Source organism: Sphingomonas floccifaciens (assembly GCF_042681125.1).
GTDB lineage: Bacteria > Pseudomonadota > Alphaproteobacteria > Sphingomonadales > Sphingomonadaceae > Sphingomonas > Sphingomonas floccifaciens.
The window spans coordinates 748,019-763,287 of the sequence record NZ_JBHUFC010000002.1; the positions used below are offsets into that span (position 1 = coordinate 748,019).

Here is a 15,269-nt window from a genome sequence, read left to right on the forward strand (position 1 = left end):
CGAAGGATGGTCGGGCAGGAAACCGGTGTCAATAAACTTCCGCATTTGTCATGCCGCAAGGGCTAGGACCAATTTTCGGTGAGGACATTCGAAGCCGTCATCCTGACGGAAGTCAGGATCCAGGGCCAAGCAACAAGGTCGGGGCGGAGAAACACTGGATTCCTGCTTTCGCCGGAATGACGATCGTTAGGGAAGATCGATCAAAGAGCCGGCAGCTTCGCCTTTAGTTCGTCCAGCCATACCGCCGTCGTACCGTCCGACGGCGCCCGCCAGTCGCCGCGCGGACTCACTGCGCCGCCGGCCGACACCTTCGGGCCGTTGGGGAGGGCAGAGCGCTTGAACTGGCTCGTCTGGAAGAAGCGTCGCACGAACGCCTCCAGCCACTTGGCGATGGTCGCCAGATCATAGGCGTTCCGCCCGTCCTCCGGAAAGCCCATCGGCCAGCGCCCGGCGTCGGTATCGCGCCACGCGTGCCAGGCCAGAAACGCGATCTTCGACGGCGGCAGGCCGTGACGCAGGACATAATGCGCGAAGAAGTCGTGGAGCTCATACGGCCCGATCCGGTCCTGTGTGCTCTGCATCGCGCCCGAGCCATCGGCGGGGACCAGTTCAGGCGAAATCTCAGTCGCGAGGATCGCCTCCAGCACCGCGTTCGTCTCCGCGTCGAACTGGTCGATGCGGACCGCCCAGCGGATCAGATACTGGATCAGCGTCTTCGGCACGCCCGCGTTGATGCCGTAATGGCTCATATGATCGCCGACGCCGTAGGTGCACCAGCCAAGCGCGAGTTCGCTGAGGTCGCCGGTGCCCAGCACGATGCCCTGCCGTTGATTGGCGAGGCGGAAGAGGTAATCCGTCCGCAATCCCGCCTGCACATTCTCGAACGTCACATCGTATACGGGTTCGCCGCGGCCATAGGGATGGCCCATGTCGGCCAGCATCTGGGTCGCGGCGGGGCGAATATCGATCTCGTCGCCGGTGATGCCGAGGGCGTTCATCAGGCCCCAGGCCTGTCCCTTGGTCGCTTCACCCGTCCCGAAGCCCGGCATGGTGAAGCCGAGGATGTCGGAGCGCGGGCGGCCCATGCGATCGAACGCCTTGGCTGCGACGATCAGCGCGTGGGTCGAGTCGAGTCCGCCCGATACGCCGATGACGAGGTGCTTCGACCCCGTCGCCGTCAGGCGCTTGCGCAGCCCCTCGACCTGGATGTTGAACGCCTCGTAGCAATCCTCGTCGAGCTTCGACGGCGTATTGGGGACGAACGGGAAGCGGCGAATATCGCGCGTCAGCCCGCGGTCGGCGAAATCCGGTGTGTGGCTGAAGCTGATCCTGCGGAAGCGCGTCTCGGGGTGCCCGTGCGCGGCGGCGCAGTCGTTGAACGTGCCGGTCCGCATCCGCTCCAGTCGCAACCGTTGCACGTCGACGTCGGCGACGACGATCTCGGTCGCGAGGTCGAAGCGGCCGCTCTCCGCCAGCATCTCGCCGAGTTCGAGGATCATGCCCTGTCCGTCCCAGGCGAGATCGGTAGTGCTCTCGCCGGGACCCGACGCCGAATAGACATAGGCCGACGCCGTCCGCACCGACTGCGACGCGCACAGCAGCACGCGCTCGCGCGCCTTGCCGATGACGATGTTGGAGGCGGACAGGTTGGCGAGGATCAGAGCGCCGGCCAAGGCCCCCTGGGTCGAGGGCGGGGCGGGCGCCCAATAATCCTCGCACACCTCGGCATGGACGATGAAGTCGGGCAGATCGTCGGCGGCGAACAGTAGATCGGTGCCGAATGGCACCGTCTGTCCGGCGACGATGATGTCGAGCCCGGTCAGCCCGACGCCCGGCGCGAACCAGCGCTTCTCGTAATATTCACGGTAGTTCGGCAGGTAGGTCTTGGGCACGACGCCCAGGATGCGGCCGCGGTGGATCGCGATCGCGCAATTATAGAGCCGCCCGTTCCGCCGCAGACCCGCGCCGACCAGCAGCACCGGGGTCAGATCGGCGCTCGCAGCGGTAACCTCCGTCAGCGCCGCCTCGACCGCGGCGGCATGCGCGTCCTGCAGGTGCAAGTCGTCGATCGCATAGGACGATAGGTTGAGTTCGGGAAAGACGAGCAGGTCGCAGCCCTGCTCATGCCCCTGCCGCGCGAGCGCGATGGTGGCGGCGGCGTTGGCCGCCGGATCGCCGACCGTTCCGATGGGTGTGCAGGCGCCGACGCGGACGAAGCCCTGCGCCTGATGCGAGTAGAAGGGATGATTGCTGGTCACAGCGCCTTTTCGATCATCTGGAGCGCGACTTCCAGGCATTTCACACGCGTCGGTCCGCGTCCGATGTCGCCGAAATGCTCCTCGCGATGATCGGTCGCGCGGCCGGTGCGGGCGCAGCCGAAATGGACGAGACCCGGTTCGTCGTCCGGCCCGCCCGGTCCCGCAAAGCCGGTGATTGACAGCGCCACATCGGCGCGGCTCGCCGCCAGCGCTCCGTCCGCCATCGCCAGCGCGACGTCTCGGCTGACCGCCCCGCAGCTTTCGACCATGTCGCGCGCGATGTGCAGCAATTCGCACTTCGCGTCCTTCGAATAGACGACATAGCCACGCTCGAACGCGCCCGAGACGCCTTCGACATCGGTCAGGAGCGAGGCGAGCAGCCCGCCGGTGCAGCTTTCGGCCGTGGCGAGCGACAGGCCGGCGTCGTTGGCCTTCTCCAGCACGCGACGAGCGGCGTCCTCGATGTGGTCGGGGAGGGCGGGGGACAGGGTTTCGGTCATGGCGCCAGCCTATGCCGGTTGGCCGGCGGACGCTTTGATGCCAGTTTATCTCGAAGAAACCGTGCAAAAATCCTCCCCTGCAAGGGGAGGTGGCAGGCCGAAGGCCTGACGGAGGGGTGTCACCCTTTCCGAATAGGGTGACACCCCTCCAACGCGCTTACGCGCGCCACCTCCCCTTGCAGGGGAGGATCATGCCGTTACACCTTCGCGGCGTAGATCATCCGGCCTTCGCCGAGCAGGTCGAACACCGTCGCCAGCGTCGTCTCGCCGACCGCGAAACAGCCCTGGCTGCGGCCGAGCTTGCCGTGCTTCGCCAGCATGTCTTCGTTCGAATACCACGCACCGTGGACGACGATCGCGCGGTCGAGGGCGTTGTTGTTGGTCGGGTCCAACCCGATCAGCCGCTGTGAGCGGCCATGCTTGCCGACATAATAGTCGCTGGTCAGGAACGCGCCCTCGCAGGACGCTTCGCTGTTCACTTCGTTCGAGAAGCGCTGAAGCCAGCCGGTGTGCGCCGGGTCGGACCCACTGCCGTGCGCGACCAGCAGCGAGGTTACGGTCCCGTCGTGCAGATTGATCAGGTGGAGCCGCGGGCTGGACGATGATTTGCTGAAGTCGGCAAGCGCGATGCGGTCGCGGCGCGCGATCGCATTGCCATGTCGGTCGAGGGCGTTGCGGGCCCGGTCGAACAGCGCGGCACGGATGCCCGGCGGCGCAACGGCGGGCGTCGCTGCGACGGCAACGGGCGCCGGCGCGACATGCACCGGGACGGGCGGTGGCGGCGGCATAGTCAGCGTCGCGACCTTCGCCGCCTGCTGAGCACAGCCGGGCACGACCGCAATCGATCCGGCGACACATGCTGTCTTCAACAGCGCACGACGCGAGGCCGCACGCGCGAGCAGATGCTCCATTCACGGGTCCTGATTGTTGATCCCCGCGATCTATGTAGCAGTAAATGGTTGCTTTTTCATGTGCTTGCCGACCGCGATCCGTCGCGGGGTTGGCTCAACTCATCCCGCGGCAAAACGGCGGGGCGGCGGTCGGAGGTGGTAAATGCGGCGGTTAACTCTCCACGGCGGCTAAGGAAATCGCGGGAAACCGCGTGTCCAAGGGGTATTTGCGCCCCAGACGGTTCAGCCGACCGCTCCATGCGCGGCTGCCAATCGATTCGGTAGCGGAACGCCCTAGGCTTGGGCAGGCCCCGATTCACCGCTCCGCACCGCGCGCGTTGGAGATCAGCGGGCGCGATCTGTCACAGACCGGCGATCATCTGACGAGCTGACAGGCCCGCTACTTGCTCTCCGGCAGGGTTATGGCCTCGACGACCAGCACGGTGTCCTGCACGCCAGTGACCCGGACGCGCGTACGGGCAGGCACGTCGGGGCCGGCGGCGATCCATTCGCCATCATGTTCACGCGGCGGCCGACCCGGTAGAAGAAGTCGGGGTAGGAGTTGAACCCCGGCGACGCGGTGGTGGTGTAGCGGCCGAAATGTTCGATCGTATATTGATGACCTTGCCGCACGATCTTGATCGACGCGAACAGCTAGAAAACGACGATCAGCAGCGCGACCAAGGCGGTGATTGTCAGTTCCATAAGGGCGATTTCCACTCCCGTTGAGGGCCAAGGGGCAGCATAAGCGGACCCCATGACCACACCCCGCCTTGCGCCCCGTTCGCTCCTGTTCCTGCCCGCATCGAACCCCCGTGCGATCGCGAAGGCGCGGACGCTAGCAGCGGATGCTGTGTTGCTCGACCTAGAAGACGCTGTGGCCAATGACGCTAAGGCGGCGGCGCGTGAAGCGGCTGTGACGTCGGTGGGGGAGGGGTTTGCGGGCAAGCTCGCCGCGATCCGGGTCAACATGGTCGACCGCGCAGAGCATGCCGCCGATGTGGCGGCGGTGGCCGATTCCACGGCCGACCTGATCGTCCTGCCGAAGGTCGAGCGCGCGCAGGATGCGGCGTCGGTCGCGCGGACCAGCGGCAAGCCCCTGCTTGCTATGATCGAAACGCCGCGCGGCGTGCTCGCCGCGGCCGAAATCGCGGCCCAGAGCGGCGTAGTCGGCCTGATCGCCGGCACCAACGACCTACGCGCCGCCCTCCGCCTGCCGCCGACCGCCCCGCGCGAGTGTCTATCACACGCCCTCCAAGCCATCGTTCTCGCCGCCCGCGCGCACGACGCCTGGGCGTTCGACGGCGTGTTCAACCGCCTGACCGACGCGGACGGCTTTGCGACGGAGGCCCGGGCGGGACGCGACCTCGGCTTCGACGGCAAGACGCTTATCCACCCGTCCCAGGTCGATCCCTGCAACACCGCCTTCGGCCCGACCGCCGGGGAGATCGAAGAAGCCCAGGCCCTGATCGCCGCCTTCACCGGCGGCGCCGAACGCTTCCGCGACCGGATGATCGAGGGGATGCACGTCGATCAGGCGCGGGCGGTTTTGGCGCGGGTTTGAAGACAGAAGGAATTTTTCACGCAAAGGCGCAAAGGCGCTAAGAGAAGAAGGGCTTTAGCGGAGGGCAGAGCGCACCTTTGCTACGTCAGCGGCTTAATTCGTGTTTCAGACACTGAGCGCTCACGCGCTCGAAGCGTCGTCAAACAGCTTGAACCCCTTCGCGCCTTTGCGCCTTTGCGTGAACCAAATCTTCCTTCTTCCTGTCCGAGCGCTCACCACGGAAACGAAGTGAACCGACAGGACTAGCGCCATTCACCCCGCTTGTTTACATGGCCCGCCAAATCTCGACTCGACCCAGATTGGCGCACCCATGATCGACATCCCCTACGGCCTGACTTTCGACGACGTCCTGCTGGTGCCGGCCGAAAGCGAAGTGCTGCCGTCGATGGCGGATACCCGGACCCGCGTGACGCGCGGTCTGGCGCTCAACATCCCGGTCCTGTCGTCGGCGATGGACACCGTCACCGAAGAGGCGATGGCGATTATGATGGCGCAGCTGGGCGGCATCGGCGTGCTCCACCGCAACCTGACCATCGAGCAGCAGGTCGCTGCGGTGACCGCGGTGAAGCGGTTCGAGAGCGGCATGGTCGTCAACCCGATCACCATCCGCCCCGATGCGACGCTGGCCGAGGCGCAGGCTCTGATGACCCGCCACCGGATCAGCGGCATCCCGGTTACCGAAGCCTCGGGCAAGCTGGTCGGCATCCTGACCAACCGGGACGTCCGCTTCGCCGAAAACCCGAACCAGCCCGTCGCCGAGCTGATGACGCATGAAAACCTCGCGACCGTCAGCGTCGGCGTCACCCAGGAGGAGGCCCGCCGCCAGCTCCACCAGCGCCGTATCGAGAAGCTGCTGGTCGTCGACGACGCCTATCGCTGCGTCGGTCTCGTAACCGTCAAGGACATGGAAAAGGCGGTGACCTACCCGGACGCGACCAAGGACGCCGCCGGCCGCCTGTGCGTGGCCGCCGCGACCACGGTCGGCGACAAGGGCTATGAGCGCACCGAAGCGCTGATCGACGCCGACTGCGACCTGATCGTCATCGACACCGCGCACGGTCACAACAAGGACGTCGCCCGCGCGGTCGAGCGGGTGAAGGCCCGCTCCAACCGCGTCCAGGTGATCGCGGGCAATGTCGCCACCGCGGAAGCGACCCGGGCGCTGATCGACGCGGGCGCAGACGGCGTGAAGGTCGGCATCGGACCCGGCTCGATCTGCACCACCCGCATCGTCGCTGGCGTCGGCGTGCCGCAGCTGACCGCGGTGATGAACGCCGCGGAGGCCGCCGCGAAGCTCGGCGTGCCGGTCATCGCCGACGGCGGGCTGCGCACCTCGGGTGACCTCGCCAAGGCGCTGGCGGCCGGGGCCTCGACCTGCATGGTCGGCTCACTGCTCGCCGGAACCGAAGAAGCGCCAGGGGAAACCTTTTTGTATCAAGGCCGTGCGTATAAGTCCTACCGCGGCATGGGAAGTGTCGGCGCCATGGGCCGGGGCTCGGCCGACCGCTATTTCCAGGGCGATATCAAGGACCAGCTGAAGCTGGTGCCCGAGGGTATCGAGGGACAGGTTGCCTTCAAGGGCTCGGCACGCGAGGTGATCCATCAGCTCGTCGGCGGCATCAAGGCGGCGATGGGCTATACCGGCTCGGCGACGATCCCGGACCTTCAGCAGCGCGCGCAATTTGTGCGGATCACGGGCGCAGGGCTGCGCGAAAGCCACGTCCACGACGTTACGATCACGCGCGAAGCCCCGAACTACCCGACGCGGGGGTGAGGGGGCAAAGGCGCTGCCTCACGTCGGTCCTCCTTCAAAAAAAGTCGACCAAAGTCGTTTCCGTCATTCCGGCGAAAGCCGGAATCCAGAGTTTCTCTATCCAAGCCGTTGATCTGCTTGGCCCTGGATCCTGACTTTCGTCAGGATGACGAATTTGGACAGGCGACGGATTCGTTCTCAGCAGTTCCGCCAGCGCGGGGATAAGAGGGGATTCCAACGGCAGCGGAGAACTGTGCCTATTTCCCCACCACCGGCTGCTTCAACTCTACCCGCAGCAAGCGAAACGGCGCCTTCCCCAAATTTGTCACCGCATGCGGCGCTTCGTTCGGCGCCCAGATCGCCGCGGGCGGCGCGCCGGCGGGCAGGCGCGTCCGGTCGACCTCCACCAATTTACCGTCGCGAACCGCGTAACGAATGTCCAACGCAGGCTGCCACGACTGGATGTGGATGACGCTCGGCCAGCGATGCTCATGGACCGCTTCAGTCTCGCCCGGCATGACGGTGACCTGCAGCACGCGAACCTGGTCGTTTTCCAAGATAACGCGGTGATTGTTCGGAGCCGCCGCCACGGCGTCCAGATCGGGCGGCGCGACTTGGCCAACCTGCATCGCCAAGAGCGTCACCGGTAGGAGAGAAGTCATCACGTCGCCTCCCTATGTCAGGCTGCGAGTATGACGAGAGTGGCCCCCATCGGCAATCCCGGCCTGCCGGTTCGCCTCGCCCATGTTGCGCCACGTCCACAAATCGCTGGCAAAGTTGGAAGCGATTTGCTCCACGCGGAGCCATGACCATTCTGCCCCGTCCCGCGGAAATTTCGCAAAGAAACTTCACACCGAAAACATATGCCCATGTGGGCGAAGATCGTGAAGTTTGGAGCCTCGCCGCATGACCCCCGCCGCCCGCACGCAAGCCGCGATCGAGCTGCTCGACGCGATCATCGCCTCTGCCCGTGACGGCGGTCCGGCCGCCGACACGCTGATCGCGCGCTATTTTGCCCAGCGCCGCTACGCCGGCTCCAAGGACCGCCGCGCCGTCCGGACCCACGTCTATGACGCGATCCGCAGCCTCGGCGAGCGCCCCGCGAGTGGCCGCGCCGCCATGCTCGCGCTGGCGAAGGACCGGCCCGAAATCGCCGAAACCTTCGACGGCAGCGCTCATGGACCCGCGCCGATCGACGCCAAGGAGCCTGCCGCGCTCCCCGGTGTCGCCCCCGCATGGCTGATGGACGCGCTCCAGCGCTCCGGCCTGGACCGCGCGCAGCTTATCGCGCTGCTCGACCGTGCGCCGCTCGACATCCGGGTCAACACGCTAATGGGCAGCCGCGACGACGCGCTCGCCATGTTCGAGGGCGCCGAGCCGATCGGCGGCACCGTCGCCGGCCTGCGCTTGCCTGCCGACACGCCGGTCGAACGCTCGCCGGCGTTCGAGGGCGGGCTGATCGAGGTGCAGGACGGCGGCAGCCAGATCGTCACCACCGTGGCGCAGGTCGCGCCGGGAATGACGGCCATCGACCTCTGTGCGGGAGCGGGGGGCAAGACGCTGTCGCTCGCCGCGCTGATGGGCAATGACGGCCGGATCGTCGCGACCGATACCGACCGTGCCCGGCTCCAGCGGCTTCAGCCACGCGCCGACCGCGCCGGCGTGATGATCGTCGAAACTCGACTGCTCGATCCGGGCGAGGAAGCCGAGGCGCTGGCGGACCTGAAAGGCGCGGCCGACGTAGTGCTGATCGATGCGCCCTGCTCGGGGACGGGGACATGGCGGCGCAATCCGGAGGCACGCTGGCGGCTGACCTCACCGCGGCTCGAACGGCTTGTGGCGACGCAGGCGCGACTGCTGGACCTCGGCGCGACCCTCACGAAGCCAGGCGGATCGATCACGTACATCGTCTGTTCACTGCTCGATGCCGAAGGTCGCGGCCAGGTCGACGCGTTCCTCGCTCGGCACCCGGGTTGGGTGGCGGAAGCACCCGTGGTCGGCTCGCCGCACGGCGCCGGCGCCCGGCTGACGCCGGCCAGCGACGGGACCGACGGCTTTTTTGTCGCACGCCTGCGGGCTGCGTGATAGTTTTGCCCGCGATGATCGGGTGGGAGAATGTGATGCGGTATCTATCGGTCGCGGCGGCGGTGGGGCTGACGTTGGTGTCGCTGTCGACCTCGCTTCACGGCCAGCGCCGCGACGATCAGATCGATCCGCGCTCGATCGCTCTGCTGGAAAAGGGCCGTGCGCTGAAAGCGGCGGGCAACCTCGCCGGCGCGACCGACATGGTCGAGACCGCGCTGGTCGTCGATCCGCGCAATCGTCCGGGGTTCCTGCTCCTGGCGGAGATCGCGCGCGCGCAGAACCTGCCGGGCAAGTCCATCCGCCTGTATCGCGAGGCCCTGCTGCTCGAACCCAATGACGTCGCCGCGCTCAAGGGGCAGGGCGAGGCGATGGTACAGAAGGGCGCGGTTGAGAAGGCGAAGGAGAACCTCGCCAAGATCCAGAAGCTGTGCGCGGCAAAGCCCTGTGCCGAAGGCCCGCAGCTGGCGGCGGTGATCGCCAAGGGGCCGCCGGTGGTGTCGGCAACGGCACAGGTCGCCAAGCAGGATGCGACCAAGGTGCCCGAGGCGAAGAATTAGGGTCGGACCCTAACCGAGCAGGCGAGCAACCGAGACGAACTCGGCGACACTGACGGTTTCCGCGCGCCGGGCCGAATCGATCCCGACCTGCTCCAGAGCCTCCAGCGCACCGGGCACAGACTTCAGGCTCTGCCGCAGCATCTTGCGGCGCTGCCCGAAGGCGGCGGCGGTCAGCCGTTCCAGCGTCGCGATGCGGACGCCGTCTGGCGCTTCGGTCGGGACGATATGGACGACGGCGGACATGACCTTCGGCGGGGGGGTGAAGGCGGAGCGGTGGACCGGCATCGCGATCCGTGCGGTCGAGCGCCACTGGCTTAGCACCGCCAATCGGCCGTAATGGTCACTTCCGACCGGGGCCACGACGCGCTCGGCGACCTCCTTCTGGAACATCAGCGTCAGGCTCGCCCACCACGGCGCCCAGTCGGTGGTGAGCCAGCCGACGAGCAGGGGGGTGCCGATGTTGTAGGGCAGGTTCGCGACGATGTGCGGACGGCCTTCGAACAGGCTGCGATGGTCGATCGCCATCGCATCGCCTTCCACGACGCGGAGCTTACCGGGATAGGCGGCTTCCAATTCGGCGAGCGCCGGAATGCAGCGCCGATCGCGTTCGATCGCGGTCACACGCGCGCCGGCCGCGAGCAGCGCGCGGGTCAGGCCGCCGGGGCCGGGGCCGATCTCCAGCACCTCGGCATCGGCCAGGTCGCCGGGGATCCCGGCGATGCGGGCGAGCAACTGACCGTCGAACAGGAAGTTCTGGCCCAGCGCCTTGGACGCGGCGAGACCGTGACGCGCGACGACGTCGCGCAACGGGGGCAGGGACGGGGCGGTCACTGCGAGGCGCGGCGCGCGGCGGCGGTGCCGGCCAGGCGGATCGCCGCGATCATCGCGCCGGGCTCGGCGGTGCCGGTGCCGGCGATGCCGAAGGCGGTCCCGTGGTCGGGCGAGGTGCGGACGATCGGCAGGCCGAGCGTCATGTTGACGCCCTCGTCGAAATGCAGTGCCTTCAGCGGGATCAGCGCCTGGTCGTGATAGAGGCACATCGCCGCGTCATATTGCGCGCGGGCACGGGCGTGGAACATGCTGTCCGCCGCCATTGGCCCCACCGCATCGATGCCCTCTTCGACAAGCTGGGCGATCGCCGGTTCGAGGACGTCGATTTCCTCCCGCCCGATCGCGCCCGACTCACCGGCGTGCGGATTCAATCCGGCAAAGGCCAGGCGGGGGTGCTCGATCCCGAAATTGCGCTGTAACCCGCGTGCCGTCGCCCGCGCCTTGGCGAGGATCAGCTCGACCGTGATCAGTTGCGGCACGGCGGCAAGCGCGACATGCGTCGTGATCGGCACCACCCGGAGCGTCGGGCCGGCGAGCATCATCACGGCGTTCTCCCGCGCGATGCCGCAGCGTTCGGCGACGAATTCGGTCTGGCCGGGGTGGGTGAAGCCGATGCGGTAAAGTTCGACCTTCGACACCGGCCCGGTCACCAGTGCCGAGGCTGCACCGGAGCGGGTCACGCCGACCGCAACCTCGAGCGATTCGATCGCACAGCGCGCGCCGTCGACGTCGGGCTGACCCGGCGTTATTCCGCCAGCGTCGGACACGGACAGGACGGGCAGGGCGTCGGCGAAGGCGGCGGCGGCTTCGGCCGGTGCGGCGATCCGGGTGATCGGCCCCTGCCACACCGTCTCGATCGCGCGCACGTCGCCGATCGCAAAGAAAGGTGGAAGGGCGTGGGTCGCCCGCGCGTCCCACGCCTTCGCGATCGTCTCCGGACCGATGCCGGCCGGGTCGCCCATCGACACGGCCAGCGGTGCCATGTCGGAATGGGCGCCCGCGGTCACGTCAGCGATACTCGACGACTGCGTCGCGCCGCAGGTCGCGCAGCATGCGCTGGGCACGCAGATTGACGCGCTGGTCCTCCAGCTTGGCCTGAACCTGCTCCGTCGTCGGTAGGTTCGCGTCCTTGGGATCGTCGCGACCGCACAGCACGAAGGCGCGGACGCCCTCCTTGGGATCGCCGAACATCGGTGTCGATTCGCCGATCTGCAGCTTCAGAATGACGTCCTGAAGCGCCGGCGGCAGCTGGCGCGCGCTGATCGCGTCGTTGTCGACCACTTCGGCGCCGATCTCCTCGGCCACCTTCGCCACGCCGCCGCAGCCTTTGATCTGCTTGATCGCAGTGGCAAAGGCCGCGCCGCGCTGGTTCGCCTGCGCCTCGGTGATCCCGGCCGGGAACTTGACCGACAGCTGGCGCAGCGCGAGCTTGGCGTCGCGTGGGTCGACCGTCAGTACCTGGCGCTTGTCGACCAGGTACAGGATCGAATAGCCACCCGGCACCTCGATCGGACCTGCGATCTGGCCGACGTTCAATCCCGCCGCCGCCGTCTGCAATTCCCGCGGCAGCACGTCGAGCCGGACCCAGTCGAGATCGCCGCCGACCCCCTTGGTCGTCGCGTCGGAGAAGTTGCGCGCGAAATATTCGAACGGCGCGCCGCCACGCATCTGCTCGATCATCTTGCGGCTCGCCTCGACCACTTCCTCGGCCGAGCGCGACGCGTCGACACGCAGGTAAATTTCGGCGAGGTGATATTCCTCGGTCCCCTTGGCCGCGCGCAGACGGTCGATCTGGGCCTTCGCCTCTTCCTCGCTGACGTTGACCTGGGGCGTCACCTTCTTGCTGAGCAGCCGGTTCCAGGCGAGATCGCCCTCGAGCTGACGCTTCAGCGCGCGATCCGACGAGCCCATCGACCGCAGCAGCTTTGTGAACTCTTCCGGCGACTTGCCGAAATTGCGCGCCACCCGGACATAGCTCTGGTCGATCTGCGCCGGGGTGATGGAGATGTCGTTGGCCTTGGCCTCCTGCACCTTCAGCGTGTCGTCGACCAGCTCGCGCAGCATCTGCAGCTTCACCTGATCGACCTGATCGGCGGGCAGGTTGACCTTGCGGCCGTTCTGCAACTCGCTGAGACCGATGGTCATCGCCATGCGCTGGTCAACATCGGTGCCGGTCAGCACCGCACCGTTCACGATCGCCGTCGGCTTGCGGACGTTGGGATCGGCCTTGCCGAAGATCTGAAGGTTCTGTGGCAGGTTCAGGCCGGTGGAGGGCGCTTGCGCGTCCGTCATCGTCTGCGCCGTGAGCGTTGCGCCCGCGACGGTTGCCATCAACGCCGCGATCCGCGCGGCCGGGCGGCTGAGCCGCACCAGGTTCGAAACCATCGTCACGTTGTTTCCGCTATCCCATCCCGCGCCCATGCGTGCGCACCGACGGTCGTTATACATCAATTCCGGCTGAACCGTGGCTTACACGATCCTACCGCCCCAAATTCTTGAACGACAACGTCAGCAGGTAACTGTTTCCCCGCCGCGCGTCACCGCGATCCTGATAGTCGCGTCGCCACGTCAGGCCAAGCCTGAGGCAATCGTCTTCATAGGACACGCCGACGCGGTGTCGAACGGGCTGGAACCCGTTCGACAGCGACAGCGGGTCCTCCGCACGGTCGGTCAGGTCGACGACAGCAGACCCGAACACCGACCAGAAGCGCGCGACCTGCGCGCGCCCGCCGACGCGTGCTTCCTCACGGTCGCGCAGATCCTCCAGGTCGAAGCCGATGTTGCGGTTGAGACGGAGGTAGCCGAGCAGGACATAGGTCGACTGGCTGCCGATCGTCGCGTCGATCTCATTCCGGCGCACCGCCAGCCCGTCCTTGTCGAGCCGGAAGCGGTGGGTGAGCGACACGAAGTCACGGTAGCGGACCGTCGTGCGACCGACGATGTCCGAGAAGCGGTCGGACAGGCCGGTGCCGTCGGGCAGGATCGATGGCCGGGTCGACAGGCGGTAGCTCTGGCCGATCGTCGCTTCGACCGAGACGCCGGGGAGGTCGAGCGCATAGTCGCCGCCATAGGTGAAGCGCGCGCTGTCCTCGAACCGGTCGTATCCGGGGAAACGATTGAGCGCGAACAGGTTCGAATCTTCCAGGTCGACGGCGCGCGCGTCCTCGTTGGGGATCGACAGATTGGCGATCTTCGGGCTGGCGACAATCTGGACCCGCGGCGTAATGCGCTGGGTTCCGCCGAAGATCGTGCCGATGAACGGCCATTTCACGTCGACCGCCACCGCACCGATCGCGCGGGTGGAGAAGCCTTCGTCGCCGCGATAGCTCGCAACGCTCGTCGCCAGCACGTCGTCGGCATTGTAGACGTCGCCGCGGGCATAAGCGGTGAACGTCACCTCCTGCCCCCAGGTCGTCAGGCGGCGCAGGTCCCAGCGCAAAGATGCAAACGCGCGCTGGGTATCCTGTCCTTCAGGCCGAAACAGTGCCAGGGTATTGAGCTGCACCAGCGTCTGCCCGCCGAGTAGCCCTGAAATGCGCCGACGATAGTCGATCTCCGGCAGCGCGATCGGTTGCAAACCCTGGTCGTCGGTCAGACGCATGGTCTGGACCGACCATCCGGTGATCGACAGATAGCTGTCGGGATCGATCCGCTCCGCGCGGATGTTGGATCGCAACCGGTCGTCGCTGGAGATGTCGTAGCGGCGCAGGAAGGTGCGGTCGCTGGCGATGCGGACGGATTCGCTGATGCTCCAGTTGGGGCTCAGCTGGAAGCGGCCGGCACTGTCGAGATAGCCGCGGAAGTCGCGCTCCGTCGTGCCCGTCATGCCGGCAATGCCGGGATCGTCGCTGCGGCTGCTGTAGGTTCCCCAGCCAGCCACCCGGAACGCGCCGAGGCTGTTGAGCTCGCGATATTCCGCCGACAGCATCGGAAAGGCGTTGGTGTAGATCCGCGGTGTAACCGTCAGATCGCGGCTTTCGTCGAGCCTGAACAGATAGGGCACGCCGATTTCGAGACCGTTGACGCGGCCGAGGCGGATCGTCGGCAACAGCAGGCCGCTTGCGGGCCGACCGCCGACCGGGTGCGAGAAGGTCGGCAGCGGAATCGTCGGCAGGCCGAAAAGCGACAGCCGCGCGCCGGTATATCGCATGCGCCCGGCCTTGGGATCATAGACCACGCGTACCGCGCTGATCTTCCAAGACGGCTCCTTCGGACAGCCGACGCTGTTGGTCACCGAACACGGCGTATAGGCTGCGTCCTCGACGGTTATGACGCCGCCGTCCGCGCGGCTGCCGCGCCGGGCGGCGATGCGACCGCCCTGTTCCAGGACGACGAGCATATTCTCGATCACGCCGTCCTTCAGCGAATCGGTCAGCTCGATCCGGTCGCCGTAGGCGACGTCGCCGCCGGGGTTGGTGACCGCGATGTTGCCATTGGCGACGACCTGACCGGTCTTGCGGTTCCAGGTTACGGTGTCGGCGCGGAGGCGGTCGGCGCGCCGGAACATGCGGACATCGCCCTTCGCGATGACGATGTCGTCGTTGAATTCATATTCGAGCGTGTCGGCGCTGAACTGCACCTGGTCGTCTGCGGTCGGCAGCGCGGTTTCGGAGGGTGGGGGCGGCGCGACAGCGCGGTCCTGCAGATCCTGTCCCGCGGCCGGAAGCGCGACGAATGCAAGGGCAAGGGCGCCGGTCGACAGCAAGGCGGGACGCTTCACGAAAATCCGGTCTCCACACGCCCCCTGTCGGGCCGAACCTCCCGGCCCTATCGCATCGGAAGCCGCCGCCCGCAATCACCTGTCGGCGCTTTGCGAAACACGAGTAGGATG

General features: G+C 66.9%; 12 protein-coding genes and 1 pseudogene. 4 read left to right on the forward strand and 9 right to left on the reverse strand.

Going from position 1 to position 15,269, the window contains the following annotated elements; genetic code table 11:
* Positions 1-200: 200 nt before the first annotated feature.
* From ACFSC3_RS06300 to ACFSC3_RS06315, 4 genes and pseudogenes are all read right to left on the reverse strand, one after another.
* Positions 201-2,297, reverse strand: coding sequence for an NAD(+) synthase (locus ACFSC3_RS06300; protein WP_380939538.1), 2,097 nt, complete (start codon positions 2,295-2,297; stop codon positions 201-203).
* Positions 2,255-2,758: a CinA family protein gene (locus ACFSC3_RS06305; protein WP_380939539.1), complete on the reverse strand. Its 504-nt coding sequence runs from the start codon at positions 2,756-2,758 to the stop codon at positions 2,255-2,257. Before ACFSC3_RS06305 ends, ACFSC3_RS06300 begins: the two co-directional genes overlap by 43 nt.
* Positions 2,759-2,955: 197 nt before the next feature.
* Positions 2,956-3,669, reverse strand: a complete 714-nt coding sequence (locus ACFSC3_RS06310; protein WP_380939540.1) for a murein L,D-transpeptidase catalytic domain family protein — start codon at positions 3,667-3,669, stop codon at positions 2,956-2,958.
* Between the two features lie 492 nt (positions 3,670-4,161).
* Positions 4,162-4,302, reverse strand: a pseudogene (locus ACFSC3_RS06315) (SPFH domain-containing protein); the annotation flags it as partial.
* A 103-nt stretch (positions 4,303-4,405) separates the two neighbouring features.
* On the opposite strand from ACFSC3_RS06315, the gene ACFSC3_RS06320 reads away from it, so the two are divergent.
* Both ACFSC3_RS06320 and guaB read left to right on the forward strand, forming a co-directional pair.
* Positions 4,406-5,212: an HpcH/HpaI aldolase/citrate lyase family protein gene (locus ACFSC3_RS06320; protein ID WP_380939541.1), complete on the forward strand. Its 807-nt coding sequence runs from the start codon at positions 4,406-4,408 to the stop codon at positions 5,210-5,212.
* Between the two features lie 313 nt (positions 5,213-5,525).
* A complete protein-coding gene (guaB, locus tag ACFSC3_RS06325; protein WP_380939679.1) occupies positions 5,526-6,986 on the forward strand; it encodes an IMP dehydrogenase in 1,461 nt (486 codons plus the stop codon).
* Positions 6,987-7,222: 236 nt separating this feature from the next.
* Here guaB and ACFSC3_RS06330 read toward each other — a convergent pair whose 3' ends face one another.
* Positions 7,223-7,630: a hypothetical protein gene (locus ACFSC3_RS06330; protein ID WP_380939542.1), complete on the reverse strand. Its 408-nt coding sequence runs from the start codon at positions 7,628-7,630 to the stop codon at positions 7,223-7,225.
* 241 nt (positions 7,631-7,871) lie between these two features.
* Between ACFSC3_RS06330 and ACFSC3_RS06335 the strand changes: the two genes are divergently transcribed.
* Together ACFSC3_RS06335 and ACFSC3_RS06340 are read left to right on the forward strand one after the other, a co-directional pair.
* Positions 7,872-9,050: an RsmB/NOP family class I SAM-dependent RNA methyltransferase gene (locus tag ACFSC3_RS06335; protein ID WP_380939543.1), complete on the forward strand. Its 1,179-nt coding sequence runs from the start codon at positions 7,872-7,874 to the stop codon at positions 9,048-9,050.
* Positions 9,051-9,085: 35 nt separating this feature from the next.
* Positions 9,086-9,607, forward strand: a complete 522-nt coding sequence (locus ACFSC3_RS06340) for a hypothetical protein (RefSeq protein ID WP_380939544.1) — start codon at positions 9,086-9,088, stop codon at positions 9,605-9,607.
* Positions 9,608-9,616: 9 nt separating this feature from the next.
* Here the strand turns inward: ACFSC3_RS06340 and rsmA are convergent, their stop codons facing one another.
* From rsmA to ACFSC3_RS06360, 4 genes are all read right to left on the reverse strand, one after another.
* A complete protein-coding gene (gene rsmA, locus ACFSC3_RS06345; protein WP_380939545.1) occupies positions 9,617-10,438 on the reverse strand; it encodes a 16S rRNA (adenine(1518)-N(6)/adenine(1519)-N(6))-dimethyltransferase RsmA in 822 nt (273 codons plus the stop codon).
* Positions 10,435-11,421 (reverse strand): 4-hydroxythreonine-4-phosphate dehydrogenase PdxA, encoded by a 987-nt coding sequence (gene pdxA, locus ACFSC3_RS06350; protein WP_380939680.1) that lies wholly within the window; start codon positions 11,419-11,421, stop codon positions 10,435-10,437. The genes rsmA and pdxA overlap by 4 nt, the downstream gene beginning before the upstream one ends.
* A gap of 25 nt (positions 11,422-11,446) precedes the next feature.
* Positions 11,447-12,823, reverse strand: coding sequence for a peptidylprolyl isomerase (locus tag ACFSC3_RS06355; RefSeq protein ID WP_380939681.1), 1,377 nt, complete (start codon positions 12,821-12,823; stop codon positions 11,447-11,449).
* A gap of 94 nt (positions 12,824-12,917) precedes the next feature.
* Entirely contained in the window at positions 12,918-15,158 is a 2,241-nt protein-coding gene (locus ACFSC3_RS06360; RefSeq protein ID WP_380939546.1) for an LPS-assembly protein LptD, read from the reverse strand.
* Positions 15,159-15,269 lie beyond the last annotated feature (111 nt).

Coding starts and splice junctions, on each gene's coding strand:
- pdxA (WP_380939680.1), bottom strand. CDS start 11,421: ATGGCACCGCTGGCCGTGTCGATGGGCGACCCGGCCGGCATCGGTCCG.
- ACFSC3_RS06320 (WP_380939541.1), top strand. CDS start 4,406: ATGACCACACCCCGCCTTGCGCCCCGTTCGCTCCTGTTCCTGCCCGCA.
- ACFSC3_RS06305 (WP_380939539.1), bottom strand. CDS start 2,758: ATGACCGAAACCCTGTCCCCCGCCCTCCCCGACCACATCGAGGACGCC.
- ACFSC3_RS06335 (WP_380939543.1), top strand. CDS start 7,872: ATGACCCCCGCCGCCCGCACGCAAGCCGCGATCGAGCTGCTCGACGCG.
- ACFSC3_RS06300 (WP_380939538.1), bottom strand. CDS start 2,297: ATGCCTGGAAGTCGCGCTCCAGATGATCGAAAAGGCGCTGTGACCAGC.
- ACFSC3_RS06355 (WP_380939681.1), bottom strand. CDS start 12,823: ATGGTTTCGAACCTGGTGCGGCTCAGCCGCCCGGCCGCGCGGATCGCG.
- ACFSC3_RS06310 (WP_380939540.1), bottom strand. CDS start 3,669: ATGGAGCATCTGCTCGCGCGTGCGGCCTCGCGTCGTGCGCTGTTGAAG.
- ACFSC3_RS06340 (WP_380939544.1), top strand. CDS start 9,086: ATGCGGTATCTATCGGTCGCGGCGGCGGTGGGGCTGACGTTGGTGTCG.